General features: G+C 61.6%; 20 protein-coding genes. 8 read left to right on the top strand and 12 right to left on the bottom strand.

The features are described 5' to 3' along the window. Positions 1-14: 14 nt before the first annotated feature. Entirely contained in the window at positions 15-1,172 is a 1,158-nt protein-coding gene (locus ABTV87_RS15300) for an efflux RND transporter periplasmic adaptor subunit (protein WP_221534905.1), read from the bottom strand. Positions 1,173-1,435: 263 nt separating this feature from the next. Here ABTV87_RS15300 and ABTV87_RS15295 point away from each other — a divergent pair, with 263 nt between their 5' ends. Both ABTV87_RS15295 and ABTV87_RS15290 read left to right on the top strand, forming a co-directional pair. Further along, positions 1,436-2,137 carry a response regulator transcription factor gene (locus ABTV87_RS15295; RefSeq protein WP_221534906.1) on the top strand — a complete coding sequence of 234 codons (702 nt, stop codon included), beginning with the start codon at positions 1,436-1,438 and terminating at the stop codon, positions 2,135-2,137. Positions 2,138-2,141: 4 nt separating this feature from the next. Further along, complete coding sequence (locus ABTV87_RS15290) at positions 2,142-3,443, top strand: ATP-binding protein (RefSeq protein ID WP_221534907.1); 1,302 nt, start codon at positions 2,142-2,144, stop codon at positions 3,441-3,443. A 132-nt stretch (positions 3,444-3,575) separates the two neighbouring features. Here the strand turns inward: ABTV87_RS15290 and pncA are convergent, their stop codons facing one another. From pncA to ABTV87_RS15270, 4 genes are all read right to left on the bottom strand, one after another. Further along, entirely contained in the window at positions 3,576-4,202 is a 627-nt protein-coding gene (gene pncA, locus ABTV87_RS15285) for a bifunctional nicotinamidase/pyrazinamidase (protein WP_221534908.1), read from the bottom strand. A 50-nt stretch (positions 4,203-4,252) separates the two neighbouring features. Continuing rightward, the gene (locus ABTV87_RS15280) at positions 4,253-5,011 is read right to left on the bottom strand and encodes an anti-sigma factor family protein (protein WP_085603411.1); all 759 of its coding nucleotides are present in this window, start codon (positions 5,009-5,011) and stop codon (positions 4,253-4,255) included. Next, the gene (locus ABTV87_RS15275) at positions 5,008-5,466 is read right to left on the bottom strand and encodes a sigma-70 family RNA polymerase sigma factor (RefSeq protein ID WP_433899862.1); all 459 of its coding nucleotides are present in this window, start codon (positions 5,464-5,466) and stop codon (positions 5,008-5,010) included. The genes ABTV87_RS15280 and ABTV87_RS15275 overlap by 4 nt, the downstream gene beginning before the upstream one ends. An 88-nt stretch (positions 5,467-5,554) precedes the next feature. Beyond that, positions 5,555-6,088, bottom strand: coding sequence for a tetratricopeptide repeat protein (locus ABTV87_RS15270; RefSeq protein ID WP_433897850.1), 534 nt, complete (start codon positions 6,086-6,088; stop codon positions 5,555-5,557). A 158-nt stretch (positions 6,089-6,246) separates the two neighbouring features. On the opposite strand from ABTV87_RS15270, the gene ABTV87_RS15265 reads away from it, so the two are divergent. The 3 genes from ABTV87_RS15265 (at position 6,247) to nudC (ending at position 8,752) form a co-directional block, all read left to right on the top strand. Then, positions 6,247-7,020, top strand: coding sequence for a methyltransferase domain-containing protein (locus tag ABTV87_RS15265; RefSeq protein WP_433897849.1), 774 nt, complete (start codon positions 6,247-6,249; stop codon positions 7,018-7,020). An 82-nt stretch (positions 7,021-7,102) separates the two neighbouring features. Further along, the gene (locus ABTV87_RS15260) at positions 7,103-7,915 is read left to right on the top strand and encodes a crotonase/enoyl-CoA hydratase family protein (RefSeq protein WP_011334292.1); all 813 of its coding nucleotides are present in this window, start codon (positions 7,103-7,105) and stop codon (positions 7,913-7,915) included. A 6-nt stretch (positions 7,916-7,921) separates the two neighbouring features. Next, entirely contained in the window at positions 7,922-8,752 is an 831-nt protein-coding gene (gene nudC, locus ABTV87_RS15255; RefSeq protein ID WP_039768669.1) for an NAD(+) diphosphatase, read from the top strand. Here the strand turns inward: nudC and ABTV87_RS15250 are convergent. Continuing rightward, positions 8,720-9,499 (bottom strand): TSUP family transporter, encoded by a 780-nt coding sequence (locus ABTV87_RS15250; protein WP_207982832.1) that lies wholly within the window; start codon positions 9,497-9,499, stop codon positions 8,720-8,722. The genes nudC and ABTV87_RS15250 overlap by 33 nt on opposite strands. 257 nt (positions 9,500-9,756) lie before the next feature. Between ABTV87_RS15250 and sfnG the strand changes: the two genes are divergently transcribed. After that, on the top strand, positions 9,757-10,851 hold the full coding sequence (gene sfnG / locus ABTV87_RS15245; protein ID WP_433897848.1) for a dimethylsulfone monooxygenase SfnG: 1,095 nt from the start codon (positions 9,757-9,759) through the stop codon (positions 10,849-10,851). Between the two features lie 42 nt (positions 10,852-10,893). Here the strand turns inward: sfnG and ABTV87_RS15240 are convergent, their stop codons facing one another. Both ABTV87_RS15240 and ABTV87_RS15235 read right to left on the bottom strand, forming a co-directional pair. Then, on the bottom strand, positions 10,894-11,373 hold the full coding sequence (locus ABTV87_RS15240; protein WP_007951263.1) for a DUF1348 family protein: 480 nt from the start codon (positions 11,371-11,373) through the stop codon (positions 10,894-10,896). Positions 11,374-11,426: 53 nt separating this feature from the next. After that, positions 11,427-11,993 (bottom strand): TetR/AcrR family transcriptional regulator, encoded by a 567-nt coding sequence (locus ABTV87_RS15235; RefSeq protein ID WP_007951264.1) that lies wholly within the window; start codon positions 11,991-11,993, stop codon positions 11,427-11,429. Between the two features lie 273 nt (positions 11,994-12,266). On the opposite strand from ABTV87_RS15235, the gene pssA reads away from it, so the two are divergent. Beyond that, entirely contained in the window at positions 12,267-13,610 is a 1,344-nt protein-coding gene (gene pssA, locus ABTV87_RS15230) for a CDP-diacylglycerol--serine O-phosphatidyltransferase (protein ID WP_041475284.1), read from the top strand. Positions 13,611-13,731: 121 nt separating this feature from the next. Here the strand turns inward: pssA and efeO (ABTV87_RS15225) are convergent, their stop codons facing one another. The 4 genes from efeO (ABTV87_RS15225) to efeU are packed head-to-tail and all read right to left on the bottom strand — an operon-like array spanning position 13,732 to position 17,941. Further along, positions 13,732-14,556, bottom strand: a complete 825-nt coding sequence (gene efeO, locus ABTV87_RS15225; protein WP_433897847.1) for an iron uptake system protein EfeO — start codon at positions 14,554-14,556, stop codon at positions 13,732-13,734. A 21-nt stretch (positions 14,557-14,577) separates the two neighbouring features. After that, entirely contained in the window at positions 14,578-15,876 is a 1,299-nt protein-coding gene (efeB, locus tag ABTV87_RS15220) for an iron uptake transporter deferrochelatase/peroxidase subunit (protein ID WP_433897846.1), read from the bottom strand. A 17-nt stretch (positions 15,877-15,893) separates the two neighbouring features. After that, entirely contained in the window at positions 15,894-17,093 is a 1,200-nt protein-coding gene (gene efeO, locus ABTV87_RS15215; protein WP_433897845.1) for an iron uptake system protein EfeO, read from the bottom strand. 8 nt (positions 17,094-17,101) lie between these two features. Beyond that, entirely contained in the window at positions 17,102-17,941 is an 840-nt protein-coding gene (gene efeU / locus ABTV87_RS15210) for an iron uptake transporter permease EfeU (protein WP_102688071.1), read from the bottom strand. 179 nt (positions 17,942-18,120) lie between these two features. Between efeU and ABTV87_RS15205 the strand changes: the two genes are divergently transcribed. Beyond that, on the top strand, positions 18,121-19,137 hold the full coding sequence (locus tag ABTV87_RS15205; protein ID WP_433897844.1) for an AraC family transcriptional regulator: 1,017 nt from the start codon (positions 18,121-18,123) through the stop codon (positions 19,135-19,137). The last annotated feature ends 54 nt before the right edge of the window (positions 19,138-19,191 follow it).

Raw genomic sequence — 19,191 nt, 5'->3', positions numbered from 1 at the left:
GAAGAGCGTCCTGCTTACTGACCAGAGGTCTGGGCAAGTGGAAGAGGGGTGTCGTCGATCTGCACCACTTCGCCCGGACGGGCGTGTTGCAGGCCTTCGATGACAATGCGGTCGCCGGCCTTCAGGCCTCCGGTGACGATCCAACGGTCGTTCTGCACAGCGCCAAGCTGAACCGGCTGTTGGGCGACGCGCATCTGATCGTCGACGGTCAGGACTTGCGCTACACCGGCGCTGTCACGCTGCACCGCACGTTGCGGCACGGTCAGGCCGTGTTGAATCACGCCTTGTTCCAGGCGAACGCGAACGTAGCTGCCGGGCAGCAGATCGAGATCCGGGTTGGGAAACTCGCTACGCAGGATGATCTGACCGGTGCCCGGATCGACCGTGATGTCGCTGAACAGCAGTTTGCCCGGCAACGGATAGAGGCTGCCGTCGTCCTGGATCAGTGTGGCCTTGACCTGATCCTGGCCGACCTGTTGCAACTGGCCGGAACGGAAGGCGCGACGCAGCTCATTCAGTTCACGGGTCGACTGGGTGAGGTCGGCGTGGATCGGGTTCAGTTGCTGGATCAGCGCCATGGGCGTGGTTTCGTTCTGGCCGACCAGCGCACCTTCAGTCACCAGGGCTCGGCCGACACGCCCGGAAATCGGCGCGGTGACGGTGGCGTAGCCCAGATTCAGCTTCGCGCGCTCGACGGCTGCCTTGTTGGCGGCCACGTCGGCGGCGGTCTGCCGGGCATTGGCGCGAGCGTTGTCGTAGTCCTGAGCGCTGATGGCCTGGTCGTCGATCAACTGTGCGTAGCGCTGTTCCTGCAGCTTTGCCTGGAACGCGTTGGCTTCGGCCTTGCGCAGGGCGGCTTCGGCGCTATCGAGGTCAGCCTTGAATGGTGCCGGATCGATGCGGAACAGTACGTCGCCCTTTTTCACGTCGCTGCCTTCGCGATAGGTGCGTTGCAGCACGACGCCAGCCACTCGGGCGCGGACTTCGGCAATGCGCGGTGCGGCAATTCGCCCGCTGAGTTCGCTGCTGATCGACAGGGGGCGCGCCTCAAGGGTTTCGATCCGCACGGTGGCCGGCGGCGCCTGTTCCTCGGCGTTCGAGGATTTATCACAGGCACTCAGCGTCAGCGCCAATGCGATCAGGCCGAGCCCGGCCAGCAGATTCTTCGACATGTACAACCCCCAATATTGATCTGCGCATCCTACGGACAGTCGCCGAGGGTAGCGGTGAAGCTTTGTAGGCGCTGTGTGAAATTGTGTAAGGGTTTTGCTCAGGGACGAGTGAGGGCGTATATCCTTTACGCCTTGATATTTATTGCGACAGATAAAGCATCGCGAGCAGGCTCGCTCCCACAAGGGATTGCATTCCAAATGTGGGAGCGAGCCTGCTCGCGATAGCGGACGATGGGTCGCCACTGTATTTCTGGATCACCTAAATGCCCAACATCCTCTTGGTCGAAGACGACACCGCCCTCGCCGAACTGATCTCCAGTTACCTCGAACGCAACGGTTACTCCGTCAGCGTGATTGGCCGTGGCGACCATGTGCGCGAACGGGCGCGGCTCAATCCGCCGGATCTGGTGATTCTCGACCTGATGCTGCCGGGCCTCGATGGCTTGCAGGTCTGTCGCCTGTTGCGCGCCGACTCGACAACGCTGCCGATCCTGATGCTCACCGCCCGCGATGACAGCCACGATCAGGTGCTGGGCCTGGAAATGGGCGCCGACGATTACGTCACCAAACCCTGCGAGCCGCGCGTCCTGCTGGCGCGGGTCCGTACTTTATTGCGCCGCAGCAGCCTCGGCGAACCGATGACCGCCAATGACCGGATCCTGATGGGCAATCTGTGCATCGACCTGTCGGAGCGCACGGTGACCTGGCGCGAACAACCGGTGGAACTGTCCAGCGGTGAATACAACCTGCTGGTGGTGCTCGCCCGACACGCCGGCGAAGTGCTGAGCCGCGACCAGATCCTGCAACGTCTGCGCGGCATCGAGTTCAACGGCACCGATCGCTCGGTGGACGTGGCAATCTCCAAGCTGCGACGCAAGTTTGACGACCACGCCGGCGAGGCGCGCAAAATCAAGACCGTGTGGGGCAAGGGTTATCTGTTCAGCCGTTCCGAGTGGGAATGCTGATTCGATGTTCAGAATCCTGTTTCGCCTCTATCTGGTGACGATCGTTTCCTACAGCGCGGCGATCTATCTGGTGCCGGATCTGGTGGTGATGGCGTTCAAACAGCGATTCGTCACCTACAACCTCGACTATTCCCGTGGCCTGCAATCGCTGATCACCAAGCAGTTTCGCGCGGTGCCGCAGGATCAGTGGCCGGCGCTCGCGGCATCGATGGACAAGGATTTTCAGCCGCTGCACATCGTGCTCGCCCGTATCGATGACGCCGGGTTCACCGACATCGAGAAAGAACGTCTGCGGCGCGGCGAAAACATGGTGCGGGTCGGCGACTGGGGCTGGCGCACGCTGGCGGTCACGCCGCTGAACGACGAAATGGCGGTGCAGATGGTGGTGCCGCCGGATCCGATGGACGTGAACCTGTTGTACTGGAGCATCAACGTGCTGATCGGCGCCAGTCTGCTGGCGTGCCTGTTGCTCTGGTTTCGCCCGCACTGGCGCGATCTGGAACGCCTCAAGGGCACGGCCGAACGTTTCGGCAAGGGCCATTTGAGCGAGCGCACGCAGATTGGCGCAAGCTCCAACATCGGCAGTCTGGCCAATGTGTTCGACACCATGGCCGGCGACATCGAAAACCTGCTCAACCAGCAGCGTGACCTGCTCAACGCCGTGTCCCACGAACTGCGCACGCCGCTGACTCGCCTGGACTTCGGCCTCGCGCTGGCGCTGTCCGATGACTTGCCGCAAGCCAGCCGCGAACGCCTGCAAGGGCTGGTTGCGCACATTCGCGAACTGGATGAGTTGGTGCTGGAGTTGCTGTCCTACAGTCGCCTGCAGAACCCGGCGAAGTTGCCGGAGCAGGTCGAAGTGTCGCTGGACGAGTTCATCGACAGCATTCTGGGCAGCGTCGACGAAGAACTGGAATCCCCGGAAATCGTCATCGATGTGCTGCTGCACAACCAGCTGGAACGCTTCTCCCTCGACCCGCGCCTGACGGCCCGAGCGATTCAGAACCTGTTGCGCAACGCCATGCGTTACTGCGAGAAGCGCATTCAGATTGGCGTGCAGGTTTGTCCGAAGGGCTGTGAGATCTGGGTGGATGACGACGGGATCGGCATTCCGGAAGACGAGCGGGAGCGGATTTTCGAGCCGTTCTATCGACTGGATCGCAGTCGCGATCGGGCGACCGGCGGGTTTGGCCTGGGGCTGGCGATCAGCCGTCGTGCGCTGGAAGCGCAGGGCGGGACGTTGACGGTGGAGGGGTCGCCGTTGGGTGGGGCGCGGTTCAGGCTCTGGCTGCCAACCCCCGTTTAGCGCCCCTGATCGTTGATGATCGTTCCCACGCTCCGCGTGGGAATGCATACCGTGACGCTCCGCGTCACAGTGGACGCAGAGCGTCCATGGCGGCGTTCCCACGCGGAGCATGGGAACGATCAGTGCTCTGGATTAGATGATCTCAGTCGACTGGATCAATCCAACCCCGGCCACCTGCATCCGCTCGATCGCCGTCGCCAGCGAGCCATTCAAATCAATCGCCCGGCACGCATCCAGCACCACAAACGCATTGAACCCCGCCGCCCGCGCGTCCAGCGCGGAGAACATCACGCAGAAATCCAGCGCAAGACCGACCATGTACACCGTGTCGATCCCGCGTTCCTTCAGATAACCGGCCAGACCCGTGGTCGTGACACGATCCGCTTCCAGAAACGCCGAATAGCTGTCGATGTCCGGGTTGCAGCCCTTACGGATGATCAATTGCGCGTGGGGCAGATCGAGGCCCGAGTGAAACTCGGCGCCGCGTGAGCCCTGAATGCAGTGATCCGGCCACAGCGTCTGCTCGCCATACGGCAGTTGAATCACGTCATAAGGCTGGCGGCCGGGATGGCTGGAGGCAAACGAAGCGTGGCCCGCCGGGTGCCAGTCCTGAGCGATGACCACTTGCTTGAACTGCCCGGCGAGCCGGTTGATCAGCGGAACGATCAGGTCACCTTCTGGCACGGCCAACTGGCCACCGGGAATGAAGTCGTTCTGCACGTCGATGACCAGCAGGGCTGTGCGTGGCGAAATCGGCATAAATCCATCCTTCTTGGAAAATCACCCGAGCAGCATAGTGACAAAATTCTTTAAACGTTCAGCCGGGATTTAAACATTTTCGCCATGTCTTCCAGCTCGGAAGCCGGGTGATGGCCGATCAGCATCCAGGCATGTTCGCGTTCGGTCCAGTACACCACGTTCATCCCGTGCCGGCGCTCATGGGCCAGCGGCTGGCTACCGCTGTTGGTGCGCGTGACGCACAGCGCCAGCGGGCCGTGGGTGGCGTCGAGCCAGGTCATCTGGGCGATGGGCACGCCGTCGTATTCAAGCAGCTGCGCGCGTTTGAACTGCGCGCCGGGCAGTTTCAGTTTCGCCGGCGACAGGCTCACGCCGAGCCGCGCATCGACGGTTCGCAGCTGCGCCAATTGCGAGGCTTCATCAGTGGGCAGATGTTCGAGGGTCTGCGGCACATACAGCGCCATGTAATCGCCCACCAGCTCGCGCCAGTTGTGCGATTGCTGCGCTTGCCAGGCCAGAAACAATCGGTCCGCCGCGACACCTGCGAGCGCCACGCCCGCTGCCGCTGCGCCGATGAACCAGCGTCGGCTGAAACCGGGCTTCTGCGGTGACGGCGCGGCATCGAGCCGGGCCTGCAGCCGATCGAGCGGCGCCTGTTGCGCCAGTTCGTCGTAGGCAGCCTTGAATGGCAGGTTGCTGCGGCTCAGCCATTGCACCCGCAGACTCAGCAGCGGATCGTCGGCGATGAGGCTGTCGAGCTGGCTGCGCTGTTCGCGGTCCAGTTCATCGTCCAGATACGCCACCAGTTGCTCGTCGGAAGGCGCATTCATTGCCGGTCTCCTGCGGGGGTGTTCGGTACCGCTTGCAGCGGCGGGTATTCGGCCAGCTTCAGGCGCGCGGTGGCCAGCCGGCTCATGACCGTGCCGATCGGCACTTGCAGGATCTCGGCGACTTCGCGGTAGGACAGGCCCTCGACGTAAGCGAGATAAACCGTTTCACGCTGGGTTTCCGGCAGCGCATCGACCCGGCGGATCACCTGCGCTGCCATCACATGAGTCTGCGCGGCGTATTCGCCATCGAACGTCAGCTGGCTTTCGGCGTCCGCCACACCCTGGCCCTGGCGCACCCGGCGGGCGCGCACTTCGTTGAGCCAGATCGAATGCAGAATGCTCAGTAGCCAGCGATCCATACGCGTGCCGGCCACGTACTGGCTCGAACGCTCAAGCGCCCGTACGCAGGTGGCTTGCACCAGATCCTCGGCCACGTGCCGATTGCGCGACAGCAGCAAGCCGTAGCGCCACAGGCGCGCCAGGTGTTGCCCGAGTTCGGCTCTGAAGGCCTGATCGCTGAAAATGTTCGCCTCCGCTGTCGTGTCAGGTTTTCGATGGATCGTTGATGGCTTCGGCCAGGTCCCGGTATTCCTCGCAGGTCGTGCCGCAGATTTTCTGGATGTGCTGCAACTGTTCCTGCGCCAGATCGACGCGGCCCTTGATCACATAGGCTTCGCCCAGATACTCGCGGACTTGCGCGTACTGCGGATCAAGCTTCACCGATTGCAGGTAATAGCCGATGCCTTCGTCGGTGCGCCCCAGTTTGCGCGTGGCATAACCGCGATAGTTGAGGGCCTTGGCGGTGTTCGGTTGTTCCAGCGTGTCGAGCAGGGCCAGGGCTTCTTCATAACGGCCGGCCTTGGCCAGGCGGTAGGCGTAATCGGTGCGGTCGGCGTCGGGCACCAGATGGCTGGTCTGCATCACGCATTTCTGCGTTTTGGTGTCGAACACCTGGCCTTTGGGGCAGTTGGGTTTCTGTACCGGCGCCTCTTCATCGCCATTGGCGAAGGCGAGGGGGCTCGCGAAAGCGGCGGCCACCAGCAACGGGGCGGCGAACATAACGGAACGGATAGTCATGGGCAAGGCTCCACAGGGGGTCATGTTTCACTTTGAACACCACAGGGTGAAAATTTATTCATTGCTTTGTCAGGCTTTGTTAAAGGAAAGCCCTTTTTCCGGCGCTATGCTCGTCAGCATTCGTTGTCGATCTGCAGTTCTACCATGGGAGTTTGGCCATGAAAGATCAGGTTCACCACTCGGCCGCCAGCGGCTACAAAACCGCTGCCGACACCTACGTCAAAGGCCGGCCCGACTATCCGCCGGCCGTCAGCGAATGGCTGATGGGCACACTGGGCCTCGATGGCCACAAGACCGTTATCGACCTCGGCGCCGGCACCGGCAAGTTCACCGGACGGCTGGTGGCGACCGGTGCCCAGGTAATCGCCGTGGAACCGGTGGCGCAGATGCTGGAAAAACTGTCACTGGCCTGGCCGCAAGTGTTGGCCGTCAGCGGTACGGCAACGGATTTGCCGCTGCCCGATGCCTCGGTGGATGCCGTGGTCTGCGCGCAGGCCTTTCACTGGTTTGCCAGTCGCGAGGCGCTGGATGAAATCGCCCGGGTGCTCAAACCGGGCGGCAAACTGGGCCTGATCTGGAACCTGCGCGACACCCGGATCGACTGGGTGCCCAAGCTGGACGCCATCGTCAATGCGCTGGAAGGCGACACGCCGCGCTTCTACACCGGCGAATGGCGCAAGGCCTTTCCCCATCCGGCGTTCGGGCCGTTGCAGGCTCAACACTTTCAGCATGGCCACACCGGCTCGCCGGAAGATGTGATTTTCAACCGGGTGCGCTCCACCAGTTTTATTGCCGCGTTGAGTGACCTGCAGCGCGCAAGGATCGACGAACAGATTGCTGAACTGATTGCCAGCGAGCCGCAACTGCGGGGCAGGGAGGTGGTGACGGTGCCTTACGAGACCGCCGCCTTCGTCGCGGTGAAGAACGGCTAGAGTCCCGCATTTGGCCGAACCGCCGTGCTGATGCCTTGTTATAGTTCGGGCCTCATTTTCAGCCCGGTAAAGGATTTCTGCCATGACTCAATACACCGCCTTCAGCGTCGAACTGGCCGACAACATCGCCCATGTGCAGATCAATCGTCCGGAAAAGATCAACTCGATGAACGCCGCGTTCTGGAGTGAAATCGTCGAGGTGTTCCAGTGGATCGACGACACCGACGAAGTGCGGGTGGTGGTGCTCAGCGGCGCCGGCAAACACTTTTCCTCGGGCATCGACCTGATGATGCTGGCCGGCGTGGCCAATGAGCTGGGCAAGGACGTTGGCCGCAATGCGCGCCTGCTGCGCAAAAAGATCCTGACCCTGCAAGCTTCCTTCAATGCCGTCGATAATTGCCGCAAGCCGGTACTCGCGGCGATCCAGGGTTACTGCCTGGGCGGCGCCATCGACCTGATCGCCGCCTGCGACATGCGTTACGCTGCCGAAGACGCGCAATTTTCTATTAAAGAAATCGATATCGGCATGGCGGCTGATGTAGGCACTTTGCAACGGTTGCCACGGATCATCGGTGACGGCATGCTGCGTGAGCTGGCTTACACCGGTCGCACCTTTGGCGCCGAAGAAGCGCGCAGCATCGGTCTGGTCAATCGCGTCTACAGCGACAAGGACGGCCTGATCGAAGGCGTGATGGACATTGCCCGGGACATCGCCGGCAAGTCGCCGATCGCGGTCACCGGCACCAAGGAAATGATCAGCTACATGCGCGACCATCGCATCGACGACGGTCTCGAGTACGTTGCCACCTGGAACGCCGCCATGCTGCAATCCAACGATTTGCGCGTGGCCATGGCGGCCCATATGAGCAAACAGAAACCCGAATTTCTGGATTGAGAAACCATGACATCTCGCTGGACCACTGCAGTACTGGACACCGATCAACCCGGCGGCTGGGCCGTGGCGCGCAGCCCCGAGGGTTTCCTGTTCGATGACAACGGCGCGCTGTTCCCCCGGGAATGGCTCAAGCGTCAGGACTTGTCGATCCTGGCCGAGCACGGTATCGGTCATCTCGATGGCGAACCGGTGTATCTGCTGGAACTGCGCAGCACCAGCGAGGTGCCGGGTTGCAACTGGAAAGGCTTGCGGGCGTTCATGCTCGACGGCGATCACACGATCTACAAAGTACTGGGCTATGCCGCACAGATTGGCACTTGGGCGCGCGAACACCGTTTCTGCGGCAATTGCGGTCAGGCCATGACCCAGGTGCCGCGGGAGCGGGCGATGTATTGCCAGCCTTGCGATCTGCGCAGTTATCCGCGGATTTCGCCGAGCATGATCGTGCTGGTGACCCGTGGCGATGAAGTGCTGCTGGCGCGTTCACCGCGTTTCGTCACCGGGGTCTACAGCACGCTGGCCGGGTTTGCCGAGCCTGGGGAATCGGCCGAGGATTGCCTGATCCGCGAAGTGCGCGAGGAAGTGCAGATCGAGGTGAAGAACATTCAGTACATGGGCAGCCAGTGCTGGCCGTTCCCGCACTCGATGATGCTCGGCTTCCATGCCGAATACGCCGGTGGCGAGATTGTCTGCCAGGAAGACGAGATCGAAGACGCCCAGTGGTTCAACGTGCACGATCTGCCGCCGTTGCCGGCATCCAAATCGATTGCCCGTTACCTGATCGACGTCTATGTGGCGCGGCGCTTAGGCCACGCTGAACCAGTGTTGCCAGGCTAGACGCACGGTCAACCCCAGCACCACGGTGATGAACACCGGACGAATGAACTTGGCGCCGCCGCTGATCGCGGTGCGCGCCCCGAAGAACGCGCCGACCATCACCGACAGGCCCATGCTCAGGCCGATGATCCAGTCCACCTGCCCGGAAAACACGAACACCGACAGCGCCGCAATGTTGCTGACGAAGTTCATGCTGCGCGCCACGCCGCTGGCCTTGACCAGGTCGATCGGGTACAGCAGCAGGCTGCTGACAGTCCAGAACGCACCGGTGCCCGGACCGGCCACGCCGTCGTAGAAACCGAGGCTGAAGCCTTGGGTCGATTGCCACTTCTTCTTGATCGGTGCGTCGCTGTCCAGCGGCGCTTTCGGCGTGCCGCCAAACAACAGGTACAGACCGCAGGCGAACACAATCACCGGCAACATCTTGTTCAGCCATTCCGCCGGCAGATAGTGGGCGACGACGGCGCCGGTCAGCGCACCGACCAGCGTGCCGACGATGGCGTGCATCCACTGTTTGGGGTGGAACAGCTTGCGTCGGTAGAAGGTGAAACTGGCGGTCGCCGAGCCGAAGGTCGAACTCAGTTTGTTGGTGCCCAGCACCAGGTGCGGCGGCAGGCCGGCGGTGAGCAACGCAGGCGTGGTCAACAGACCGCCACCGCCGGCGATGGCGTCGATGAATCCGGCAATGAAAGCGACAAGGGCCAGAACGGCCAGGGTGGTGAGGTCAACGCTGAGTTCGAAAGGCATGGAATCGGCTTATTTCGGCAGGGCGCAGAACAGGGCTGCGGGGAGGGCAGTCATGTTACTCATTTCCAAGTGTTGCGGCGACCCATAAGGCCCGGGCACCGACTGTTCAACTGTTGCCCAGCCAACACGCACACAACAAATCACCCTCCCGTCATGCATCCCGATCACCTGAAGCCTCAATAAAACCGGGCTATCGAGGCTGGCACGCTTGCTGCTCTACCTCTCTCACCTTCATCAACTGTCCCGAGGACACGCCAATGAGTCAGCAAGCCGTGAAATTTGCCTACTGGGTGCCGAACGTCAGCGGTGGGCTGGTGGTCAGCAAGATCGAACAACGCACCGACTGGGGCATCGACTACAACCGCAAGTTGGCGCAACTGGCCGAGGCGGCGGGTTTCGAATACGCCTTGACGCAAATCCGCTTCACCGCCGGCTACGGCGCCGAGTTCCAGCATGAATCGGTGGCGTTCAGCCATGCGTTGCTCGCCGCCACCAGCAAGCTCAAAGTCATCGCCGCCATTCTGTCCGGCCCGTGGCAACCAGCACTGGCGGCCAAACAGTTGGCGACCATCGATCAACTCACCAACGGCCGGATCGCGGTGAACATCGTCAGCGGCTGGTTCAAGGACGAGTTCCAGGCCATCGGCGAACATTGGCTCGAGCACGACGAGCGCTATCGTCGCTCGGAAGAGTTCATCCGCTCATTGCGAGGGATCTGGAGCCAGGACAACTTCACTTTCCGTGGCGATTTCTATCGCTTCGACAACTACAGCCTGAAACAGAAGCCGCTGGGCCGCCCGGAAATCTTTCAGGGCGGCAGCTCTCGTGCCGCGCGGGACATGGCGGCGCGGGTATCGGACTGGTATTTCACCAACGGCAACAGCGTCGAGGGCATCAAGGCGCAGGTCGACGATATTCGCGCCAAAGCGGCGGCGAACCAGCATTCGGTGAAAGTCGGGGTGAATGCGTTTGTCATCGCCCGGGATACCGAGGAAGAAGCCAAAGCGGTGCTGGCGCAGATCATCGATCAGGCGGACCCGGAAGCGGTGAATGCGTTCGGTGATGCGGCGAAGCAGGCGGGCAGGGCGTCGCCGGAAGGTGAGGGTAACTGGGCCAAATCGACCTTTGAAGATCTGGTGCAGTACAACGACGGCTTCAAGACCAACCTGATCGGCACGCCGCAGCAGATTGCCGAGCGGATCGTGGCGTTGAAAGCGGTGGGGGTTGATCTGGTATTGGCGGGGTTCCTGCATTTTCAGGAAGAGGTGGAGTATTTCGGTCAGCGGGTGTTGCCGCTGGTGCGAGAACTCGAGGCCAAAGCGCAATCGGCCCGGGCTGCCGAAGTTGCCTGAAAATCCCTCCTGCACACTGTGCAGGAGGGATCGGCTACTTAATTACAGACCCAGCTCGGACAACCCCGGATGATCATCCGGGCGGCGGCCCAGCGGCCAGTGGAACTTGCGTTCGCTTTCCTTGATCGGCATGTCGTTGATGCAGGCGTAGCGCTGGAACATCAGGCCGTGCTCGTCGAACTCCCAGTTCTCGTTGCCGTAGGAGCGGAACCAGTTGCCCGAGTCGTCGTGCCACTCGTAGGCGTAGCGCACGGCGATGCGGGTGTCTGAATAGGCCCAGAGTTCCTTGATCAGGCGGTAATCCAGTTCCTTGGCCCATTTGCGAGTGAGGAAACCCTTGGCTTCTTCGCGGTTGTTGGCGAATTCGGCGCGGTTACGCCATTTGGTGTCCAGGGTGTAGGCCAGCGACACGCGTTCCGGGTCGCGGGAGTTCCAGCCATCCTCGGCCAGACGAACTTTTTCAATGGCCGATTCACGGTTGAACGGTGGCAATGGCGGACGAACTTCGGCTGCAGTAGACATGTTTGTCTCCCGATCTATTAACAGTTAAACAACTTGTCAGGCTTATTAAGGCGTTACAGGTCCAATAACTTTCGCGCCATGCATTGCGCATTATCGGCGGCACTGTGATCACCCATCACAAGCGCTACGGTAATGGCGCCGTCAATCAGGATCAGCAGCTGTTTGGCCAACAGTTGCGGGTCCTCGGCTCCATGTTCGGTACACAGCTCGCACAGGTAGTCGAGCAGTTTCTGTTTGTGGTCTTTGGCGACCAGGCGCACCGGATCCTCTGGATCGCCGGTTTCGCCACTGGTGTTGATGAAGGCGCAGCCCCGGAAACCTTCCGAGGCGAACCAGCCCTTGAGCACGGTAAACAGGTTGAGCAGGCGGTCGGCCGGGGTTTCGGCCTGATCGACGGCGCTTCTGTACCAGTGCATCCAGCGCACGTCGCGGCGTTGCAGGGCGGCGACGGTCAACTCCTCCTTGTTGGCGAAGTAGCGGTAGATACTCTTTCTGGAAACGCCGGCGGTTTTCACCAGAAGATCCATGCCGGTGGCCGCGATGCCACTTTTGTAGATCAACTTTTCGGTGACATCCAGAATGATGTCTCGGGTCGTGTCGTTGCTTGTGATTTCGTTCATGTGGCGAACAGTAGAACGATCGTTCTCCTTGGTCAAATGTTTTTTATTGATCGTTCCCACGTCGAGGCGTCGAACCGTCTGCGTGGGAATGCCTCAAGGGACGCTCTGCGTTCCAGCTCTGGAAGGGACGCGGAGCGTCCCGGGCTGCGTTCCCACGCAGAGCGTGGGAACGATCATTAAAGGAGCGTGGGAACGATCAATCAGGCGGGAAGACCCGAAGGAGTTGATGGTGTAAGCTCTCGGGTTCTTCGGATTCGACCCATTGCGAGCCCTATGCCGTTGCTTTTCAAACGCTCTCTGCTGCCCAAACTGCGCAGCTTTCCGCTGACCGCCGAGGCCGTGACGATCCTGCCCGGTGCCGCCGATTTCCGCCGTTGCCTGCTGGAGAAAATCGCCCAGGCGACCCAGCGCATCTACCTCGTCGCGCTTTATCTGCAAAACGACGAAGCCGGCCAGGAAATTCTCGATGCCTTGCACGCCGCCAAACTCAAGCGTCCCGAGCTTGAAATCGCGGTGGTCGTCGACTGGCTGCGGGCCCAGCGCGGCTTGATCGGCGCCGGCAAACAGCCGGGCAATTCGGCGTGGTATCAGGAAATGACCCGCACCCACCAGAGCGTGGTGCCGGTCTACGGCGTGCCGGTCCAGACCCGCGAGCTGTTCGGCGTGCTGCACCTCAAAGGCTTCGTGATCGACGATTGCGTGGTCTACAGCGGTGCGAGCCTGAACAACGTCTATCTGCACAAATTCGACAAGTACCGTTTCGACCGTTATCACGTGCTGCAAAGCCGCGAACTGGCAGACTCGATGCACCATCTGGTCAAGCACGGCCTGATCGAATCGAAAGCGGTGCATCGCCTCGACCTGCCGAACCTGCCGACCACCCGCAGCCTGCGCAACGACATCGGCGATCTGCGCAGCCGCCTTAAATATGCGGCCTACGACACCAGCGCCGGCAGCACGGCGCATACCGGTCTGTCGGTCAGCCCGTTGCTCGGTGTTGGCAAGAACAACCCGCTGAACCGGGTGATTCTGGAGCTGATCGCCAGCGCCCAGAAGCAACTGACCATCTGCACGCCTTACTTCAACCTGCCGCTGGGGGTGATCCGCGAGATCAACCGGGCGCTGGCGCGCGGCGTGAAGATCGACATCGTGGTCGGCGACAAGACCGCCAACGACTTCTACATTCCGCCGACCGAGCCGTTCAAGGTGATCGCCGCGCTGCCGTATCTCTACGAGATCAGCCTGCGCCGTTTCGCCAAGCGGCATCAGCGCAACATCGACAGCGGCCAGTTGAACCTGCACCTGTGGCGTGAAGGCGACAACAGCTATCACCTCAAGGGCATGTGGATCGACCAGCGTTATACGCTGCTGACCGGCAACAACCTCAATCCGCGGGCGTTCCGTCTCGATCTGGAAAACGCCTTGCTGATCGATGACCCGAAAGGCGAGTGGCTGGAACCGCGTCGCGTGGAGCTGGAGAACATCTTCGTTCACACCACGCGGATCGCACGTTTCCAGGACCTGGAAGCCTTGCCGGATTACCCGGCGGGCGTGGCCAAGTTCCTCAAGCGTGTGAGCCGGGTGCGGGTCGAGCGGTTGCTCTATCGCATTCTCTAAGATTCGAAATCTTTAGCGCGGCAAAAATAGCTATCGCGAGCAGGCTCGCTCCCACAGGGAAATGCATTCCAGTGTGGGAGCGAGCCTGCTCGCGATGAGGCACTACAAAACGCTATAGAACTCAGTTCAGACCCAATTTCCCACGCAACGTCGACAGGTCTTCCGCCAGGGTGTTGACCGGGCCGACCAGCGCCTTGCGGTCGTTGTCCTTCACCTTGTCGTAAGTCTCGAAGCCACCGTCCCTGGTCTTGTACTTGGCCAGGATCTTGTCCACGGTGGCGAAGTTCTTGTCGACTTTGGCGACGAAGGCCTTGTCCTGTTTCTCGATCTGCGGACGGAACAGGTCGACGATTTTCTTCGCGCCGTCGATGTTGCCCTGGAAGTCGTACAGGTCGGTGTGGCTGTAACGGTCTTCTTCACCGGAGATCTTGGTCGCGGCGACTTCTTCGAGCAGCGCAGCGGCGCCGCCGACGACTTTTTCCGGCGGGAAGGTCAGGCCGGCGACGCGGGTCTGCAGGTCTTTCACGTCCTTGTTCAGGCCGTCCGCCAGAGCGTCGAGATCCTTGGTGCTCTTTTCCGAGAACAGCGAGTATTCGATGCGGTGGAAACCGGTGAAGTCTTCGGCTTTCACGCCTTGCTCGTGGTCGTCGACGCGGGAGTCGATGGACGCGTCGAGGTCACTGAACAGCTCGGCAATCGGCTCGATCGACTCGTAATAAACGCGGGTCGGCGCGTAGAGCTTTTGCGCGGTGGCCAGGTCGCCTTTTTTCACCGCGTCGGTGAATTGCTGTGTGTGGCTGGCCAGTTCATCCAGTTGTTCGGTGACGTAGATCTTGTAGTCCGACACCGGCCCCACCAGATCCAGAGGCGCGGTCGCGGCGAACGCCGACAGCGGGGCGTTGAGCAAACCAAGGGTCAGCAATAACGCGAGTGGCGTCTTTTTCATGGGGGCGGCTCCTGTTGAATGCTATGCAGTTGTTTTTGGTTGAGTAGCGTTGAGCAGCGAGCGACCGATGAAGTCCTTGTCGCCCGTGACACCCGGCAGGGTGAAGAAGTAACCGCCGCCGACCGGCTTGAGGTATTCCTCCAGCGGTTCGCCATTGAGGCGGGTCTGCACGGTGATGAAGCCTTTTTCCAGGTCGGCCTGGTAACAGATGAACAGCAGGCCCATGTCGAGCTGGCCGTTCTTGTTCACGCCGTTGGAGTAGTTGAACGGCCGGCGCAGGATCAGGTTGGCCTGGCTCGCGGCGGTGCGCGGATTGGCCAGGCGAATGTGCGCATCAAGCTTGGTCAGCTTGCCTTCCGGGTCCTTGCTGTAATCCGGCACCTCGGTCTCATGGCTGGCGCCCATCGGCGCGCCGGTCGTTTTGACCCGGCCGATGATGCTTTCCTGTTCCTGCAACGGCGTGCGGTCCCAGCGTTCGACGAAGTTGCGGATGATCCGCACCGCCTGATAACTGCCGTGGGCCGCCCAGGCCGGTTCGTCACTCCCCGGTTGCACCCAGACGATGCGGTCCATGGCTTTGCCGTCGTTGGAATCCGGGTTGGCCGAACCGTCGCGGAAACCCAGGAAGTTACGCGCCGATTGCGCCGGCACACCGGGCTTGGCCGGGGCTTGCGGCGGCACGCTGCCTTCCTGTTTCCAGCGCACCAGCAGCAGATCCGGCAGGTTCTTCACGATGTCGCGCAGGGCGTGGATGTTGGTGTCTGCGGTGTTGGAGCAGAACTGCAGGCTCAGGTCGCCGTGGCAGCAATCGGCTTCCAGCGCATCGTTGGGGAAACCGACCATGCGCACCAGACGCTTGGGTTTGGCGGACGCGAGGCCGAAGCGCTCATCGAACAGCGATTCGCCCACCGATACGGTGATGGTCAGGTTGTCCGGTGTCACTACCGGGCCGAGGATCCCGGAATCCGGCGGCGGCAACTTCGGATCGATCTGCGCCACCGGGCCGCCCTTCATCAGGAACGCGATGCGCTCGTTGAGGGTGCGGAACAGACGCTCCAGGTCTTCACGGTCGCTGGCCAGCACATCGAACGACACCAGCATGCCGGCCGCCGGGCGTGGAGTGACGATGCCGCTCTGGTGTACGCCGTGAAAGTCGTGGTGATCCTGGGTCTTGTCGCTGCTCGGCGCTTCGGTGACTTGCGCAGGGGCGGCGGCCATTGCCGGGCAGCTCAAAGCGGTGCCGGCCAGTGCGACACCGGCGGCGCCCATGCCCATCAGTACGCGGCGACGTTGCAGGTTGAAGTGTTCGGAATCGTTCATCGGTATTCGTCTTCTGCTTACAGGCCGGAGAGGCCGAGGGCGGGATCAATGGCGTCGAGGGCGTCGGCCAGGGCCTTGGCCTTGTCGGCGATCTGCTTGCGTTGCTCACCGTTGACGGTGTCGTAACTGGCGTAGCCGTCCTTGACCTTGAAGCCGTTCAGCGTGGTATCGAAATCAGCCAGCGCGCTGTCGATTTTCGGCAGCAGGTCGGCGGCGGATTTGCTCAGCAGCGGACGCAGCAGTTCGACGACTTTGTGCGCCGTTTCCTGATTGGCCGCGAAGCCGTTGAGATCGCTGTGGCTGTAGCGTTCCTCTTCGCCGCTGGCGGCGCGCACGTCGGCGAGGGTGTTGAGGTTGCGCACGACGATTTCCACCAGTTGCTCCGGCGGCAGCGACTGGGCCAGCAGCTGTTGTTTCAGCGTGGTGACGTTGTCGAGCAAGCCCTGGGCAATCGGTGTCAGCCCATCGAGTTTGCGTTGCTGGAACAGCGCGTATTCGAGGCGGTGGAAACCGACGAAGGCCGGATCCTGCTCGCGTTTTTCGAAGTAATCGGCGCGGGCGTTGATGCTGTTGTCCAGCTCGGCCAAGCGTTGTGCGGCCGGGGCCAGACGCTGGTACGCGGCACGGGCCGGCAAATACAAAGCCTGGGCCTGGGCCAGATCGCCACTGTCGATGGCTTGATTCAGCGCCGTCACGGCTTTGATCAGCGCGTTGCCCTGGCTGGCCAGGTAGACGCGGAACTCCGACAGCGGCCCGACAAAGGCAACCATCGACGGCTTGGCCTTGGCGGCGGCATCGGAGGCGGCGGTCGGCGTCACGTGCAGGGTGCCGCGCGGGTTGCTCAGCAGGCCGCAGGTGATGGCGTAATCGCCGGGTTGCAGGTTGGCGTTGATCACCTGGCTCAGGCCCGGCGCGATGTTCTCGCGCTCTTCGATCACCAGCACGCCGTCGAGGATTTCCCATTCCACCGCCCGGTCGGAACGGTTGACGATGCGGAAACTGGCACGGCCGGCCGGGACGGTGAGGGCGTTCGGCTCGCAACTGTGCGGATGGATGTTCACCACCACTTCGTCACGATTGTGCTGACGTTTGGCGGCGGCCAGTTTCGAGGCGTAGTAGAACAGGCCACCGGCGGCGATCATCACGACCACCGAACCGGCCACCGCCCAGCGCAAGGCGCGGGGAGGCGAGGCCTGAGGAGTATTAGGCTTTGACATGAAGGCCCTTATTGGCTGGAAACGGAAGACGATTGGGCAGCGGGTTTGGGTGCCGGCATGAAGAACATGACCAGCGCCACCAGCAGATAAATCAGGTACGCGCCGAGGGTGCTGACGGTCGGTGCATCCTGATAACCGAACATGCCGGCCAGCACCGAGCCCAGCGGGCCGTCCATCGGCAACGTCGCGCTGAAGTCGAAGAGCACGGTTTGCAGGTGGTTCCACACCCCGGCTTCATGCAGGGCCTGCACCGAGTTGGCGAGAATCCCGGCGGCGACCACGAGGATGAACAGCCCGGTCCAGCGGAAGAACGCCGACAGGTTCAAACGCATGCTGCCGCTGTAGATCAGGAAGCCGACAATGATCGCCAGGATCAGGCCGAGCAGGGCGCCGATCGGCGCGGCCGGGCCTTCGCTCTGCTGGAACACGGCGAGCAGGAAGAACACGGTTTCCAGACCTTCCCGGGCCACGGCGAAAAACACCATCGCGATCAGCGCGATGACCTGATGTTTCGAAGACGTCAGCGCATGATCGAGGGAGGCTTGCAGCGAATGCTTGATCGAACGCGCCACTTTGCGCATCCAGAACACCATCGAGCTGAGAATGCCCACGGCCACCAGCCCGACCACGCCTTCGAACAGTTCCTGCTGTTTCTGCGGGAATTCGGCGCTGACCAGTTCCAGGCCACCGCCGACCAGCAAGGCCAGCGCAGCGGCGAGAAACACCCCGATCCACACCGCCGGCATCCACTGGCCACGGCCGGTCTGTTGCAGGTAGCTGGCGATGATGCCAACGATCAGCGCGGCTTCGATGCCTTCGCGCAACATGATCAAAAAGGGAACGAGCATTCGACGATCACTGTGTAACGAAATGAGGTTACAAGTTGTAACATAATGAAAGTCATTCTCACATGGCATCCATTGACATTTACCTGAACCTCAGCTGAACGAGTCTGAACATCCACGTCGCCCGGCCAGCTGCGCTAAGATGCCCGCCACTCGAACAACAACAGGATTGCGCGCGTTCCATGTCGGAAAAAGACACCATCGCCATTCAACTGGTGCGCGAAGCACTGCTGCAAAGTTGTGCCCCGGGCGTGGCCACGGAAGAAGTCTTGAGCAAGGTCGGAATTGATCCGGCGCTGCTGTCCACCGATGACGCGCGCGTCCCGGCCAGTCAGTACGCACGGTTATGGCGCCTGTTGGCGCGACGCGGCGATGACGAATTCTTTGGCATGGACCCGCGCAAGCTGAAATCCGGCAGCCTGGAATTCCTCTGCCGCAGCGCCATGGCCCAGCCGAACCTGGCTGCGGGGCTGAGCGCCGGTTTGAATTTCCTGTCGCTGATGCTCGAACGCATGCCGGCGCAACTGGTGCACCAGCAGAGTCTGGCGGAAATCGTCCTGCTGGAAGACGACCCGGAACCGCGCCGCGCCTTCACCTATTTCACTTATTGGATGATCGTCCACGGCGTGGCGTGCTGGCTGGCGGGGCGGCGGATTCCGATCCTGGCCATCGAGCTGCGCTGCCCGGCGCCGGATTTCTGCGATGACTATCGGGTGATGTTCTCGGAAAACCTGCGTTTCGACCGGCCCCGCACGCGGATGATCTTCGCCGCTGACGTGCTGGATCTGCCGATCAAGCGCAGCGCCGAGGAGTTGAAGCGCTTTCTGGCCCATGCCCCGGCCAACATTCTGGTGAAATACCGCGACCCGGAAAGCCTTGCGAGCCGGATCAAGCAGGATCTGCGGCAATTATCCGCAGATAAGTGGCCGGAAACCGACGCGCTGGCCCAGCAGTTGTGCATGTCGGCTTCGACCCTGCGTCGGCGTCTGGCTGAAGAAGGGCAGACTTATCAGGGCTTGAAGGACAGCGTGCGCAAGGAACTGGCGATCACCTGGCTGGCGGAACCTTCGATCAGTTTTGCCGACATCGCCACCCGCTTGGGGTTTGCCGATGCGAGCTCGTTCTACAAGGCGTTTCGCAAGTGGTCGGGGACCAATCCGGGGCACTATCGCAGCTTGATCCTCAACGAAGCGTCCTGACCCACCACCGCCAACTCTCGTTCCCACGCTCCGCGTGGGAATGCCTCAAGGGAC

The sequence above is a fragment of the Pseudomonas sp. PSE1(2024) genome (genome assembly GCF_050990555.1).
GTDB classification, from domain to species: Bacteria; Pseudomonadota; Gammaproteobacteria; order Pseudomonadales; family Pseudomonadaceae; genus Aquipseudomonas; species Aquipseudomonas aphyarum.
Note: the sequence above shows the minus strand (reverse complement) of the source record. Positions and strands in the feature narration are given on the sequence as shown.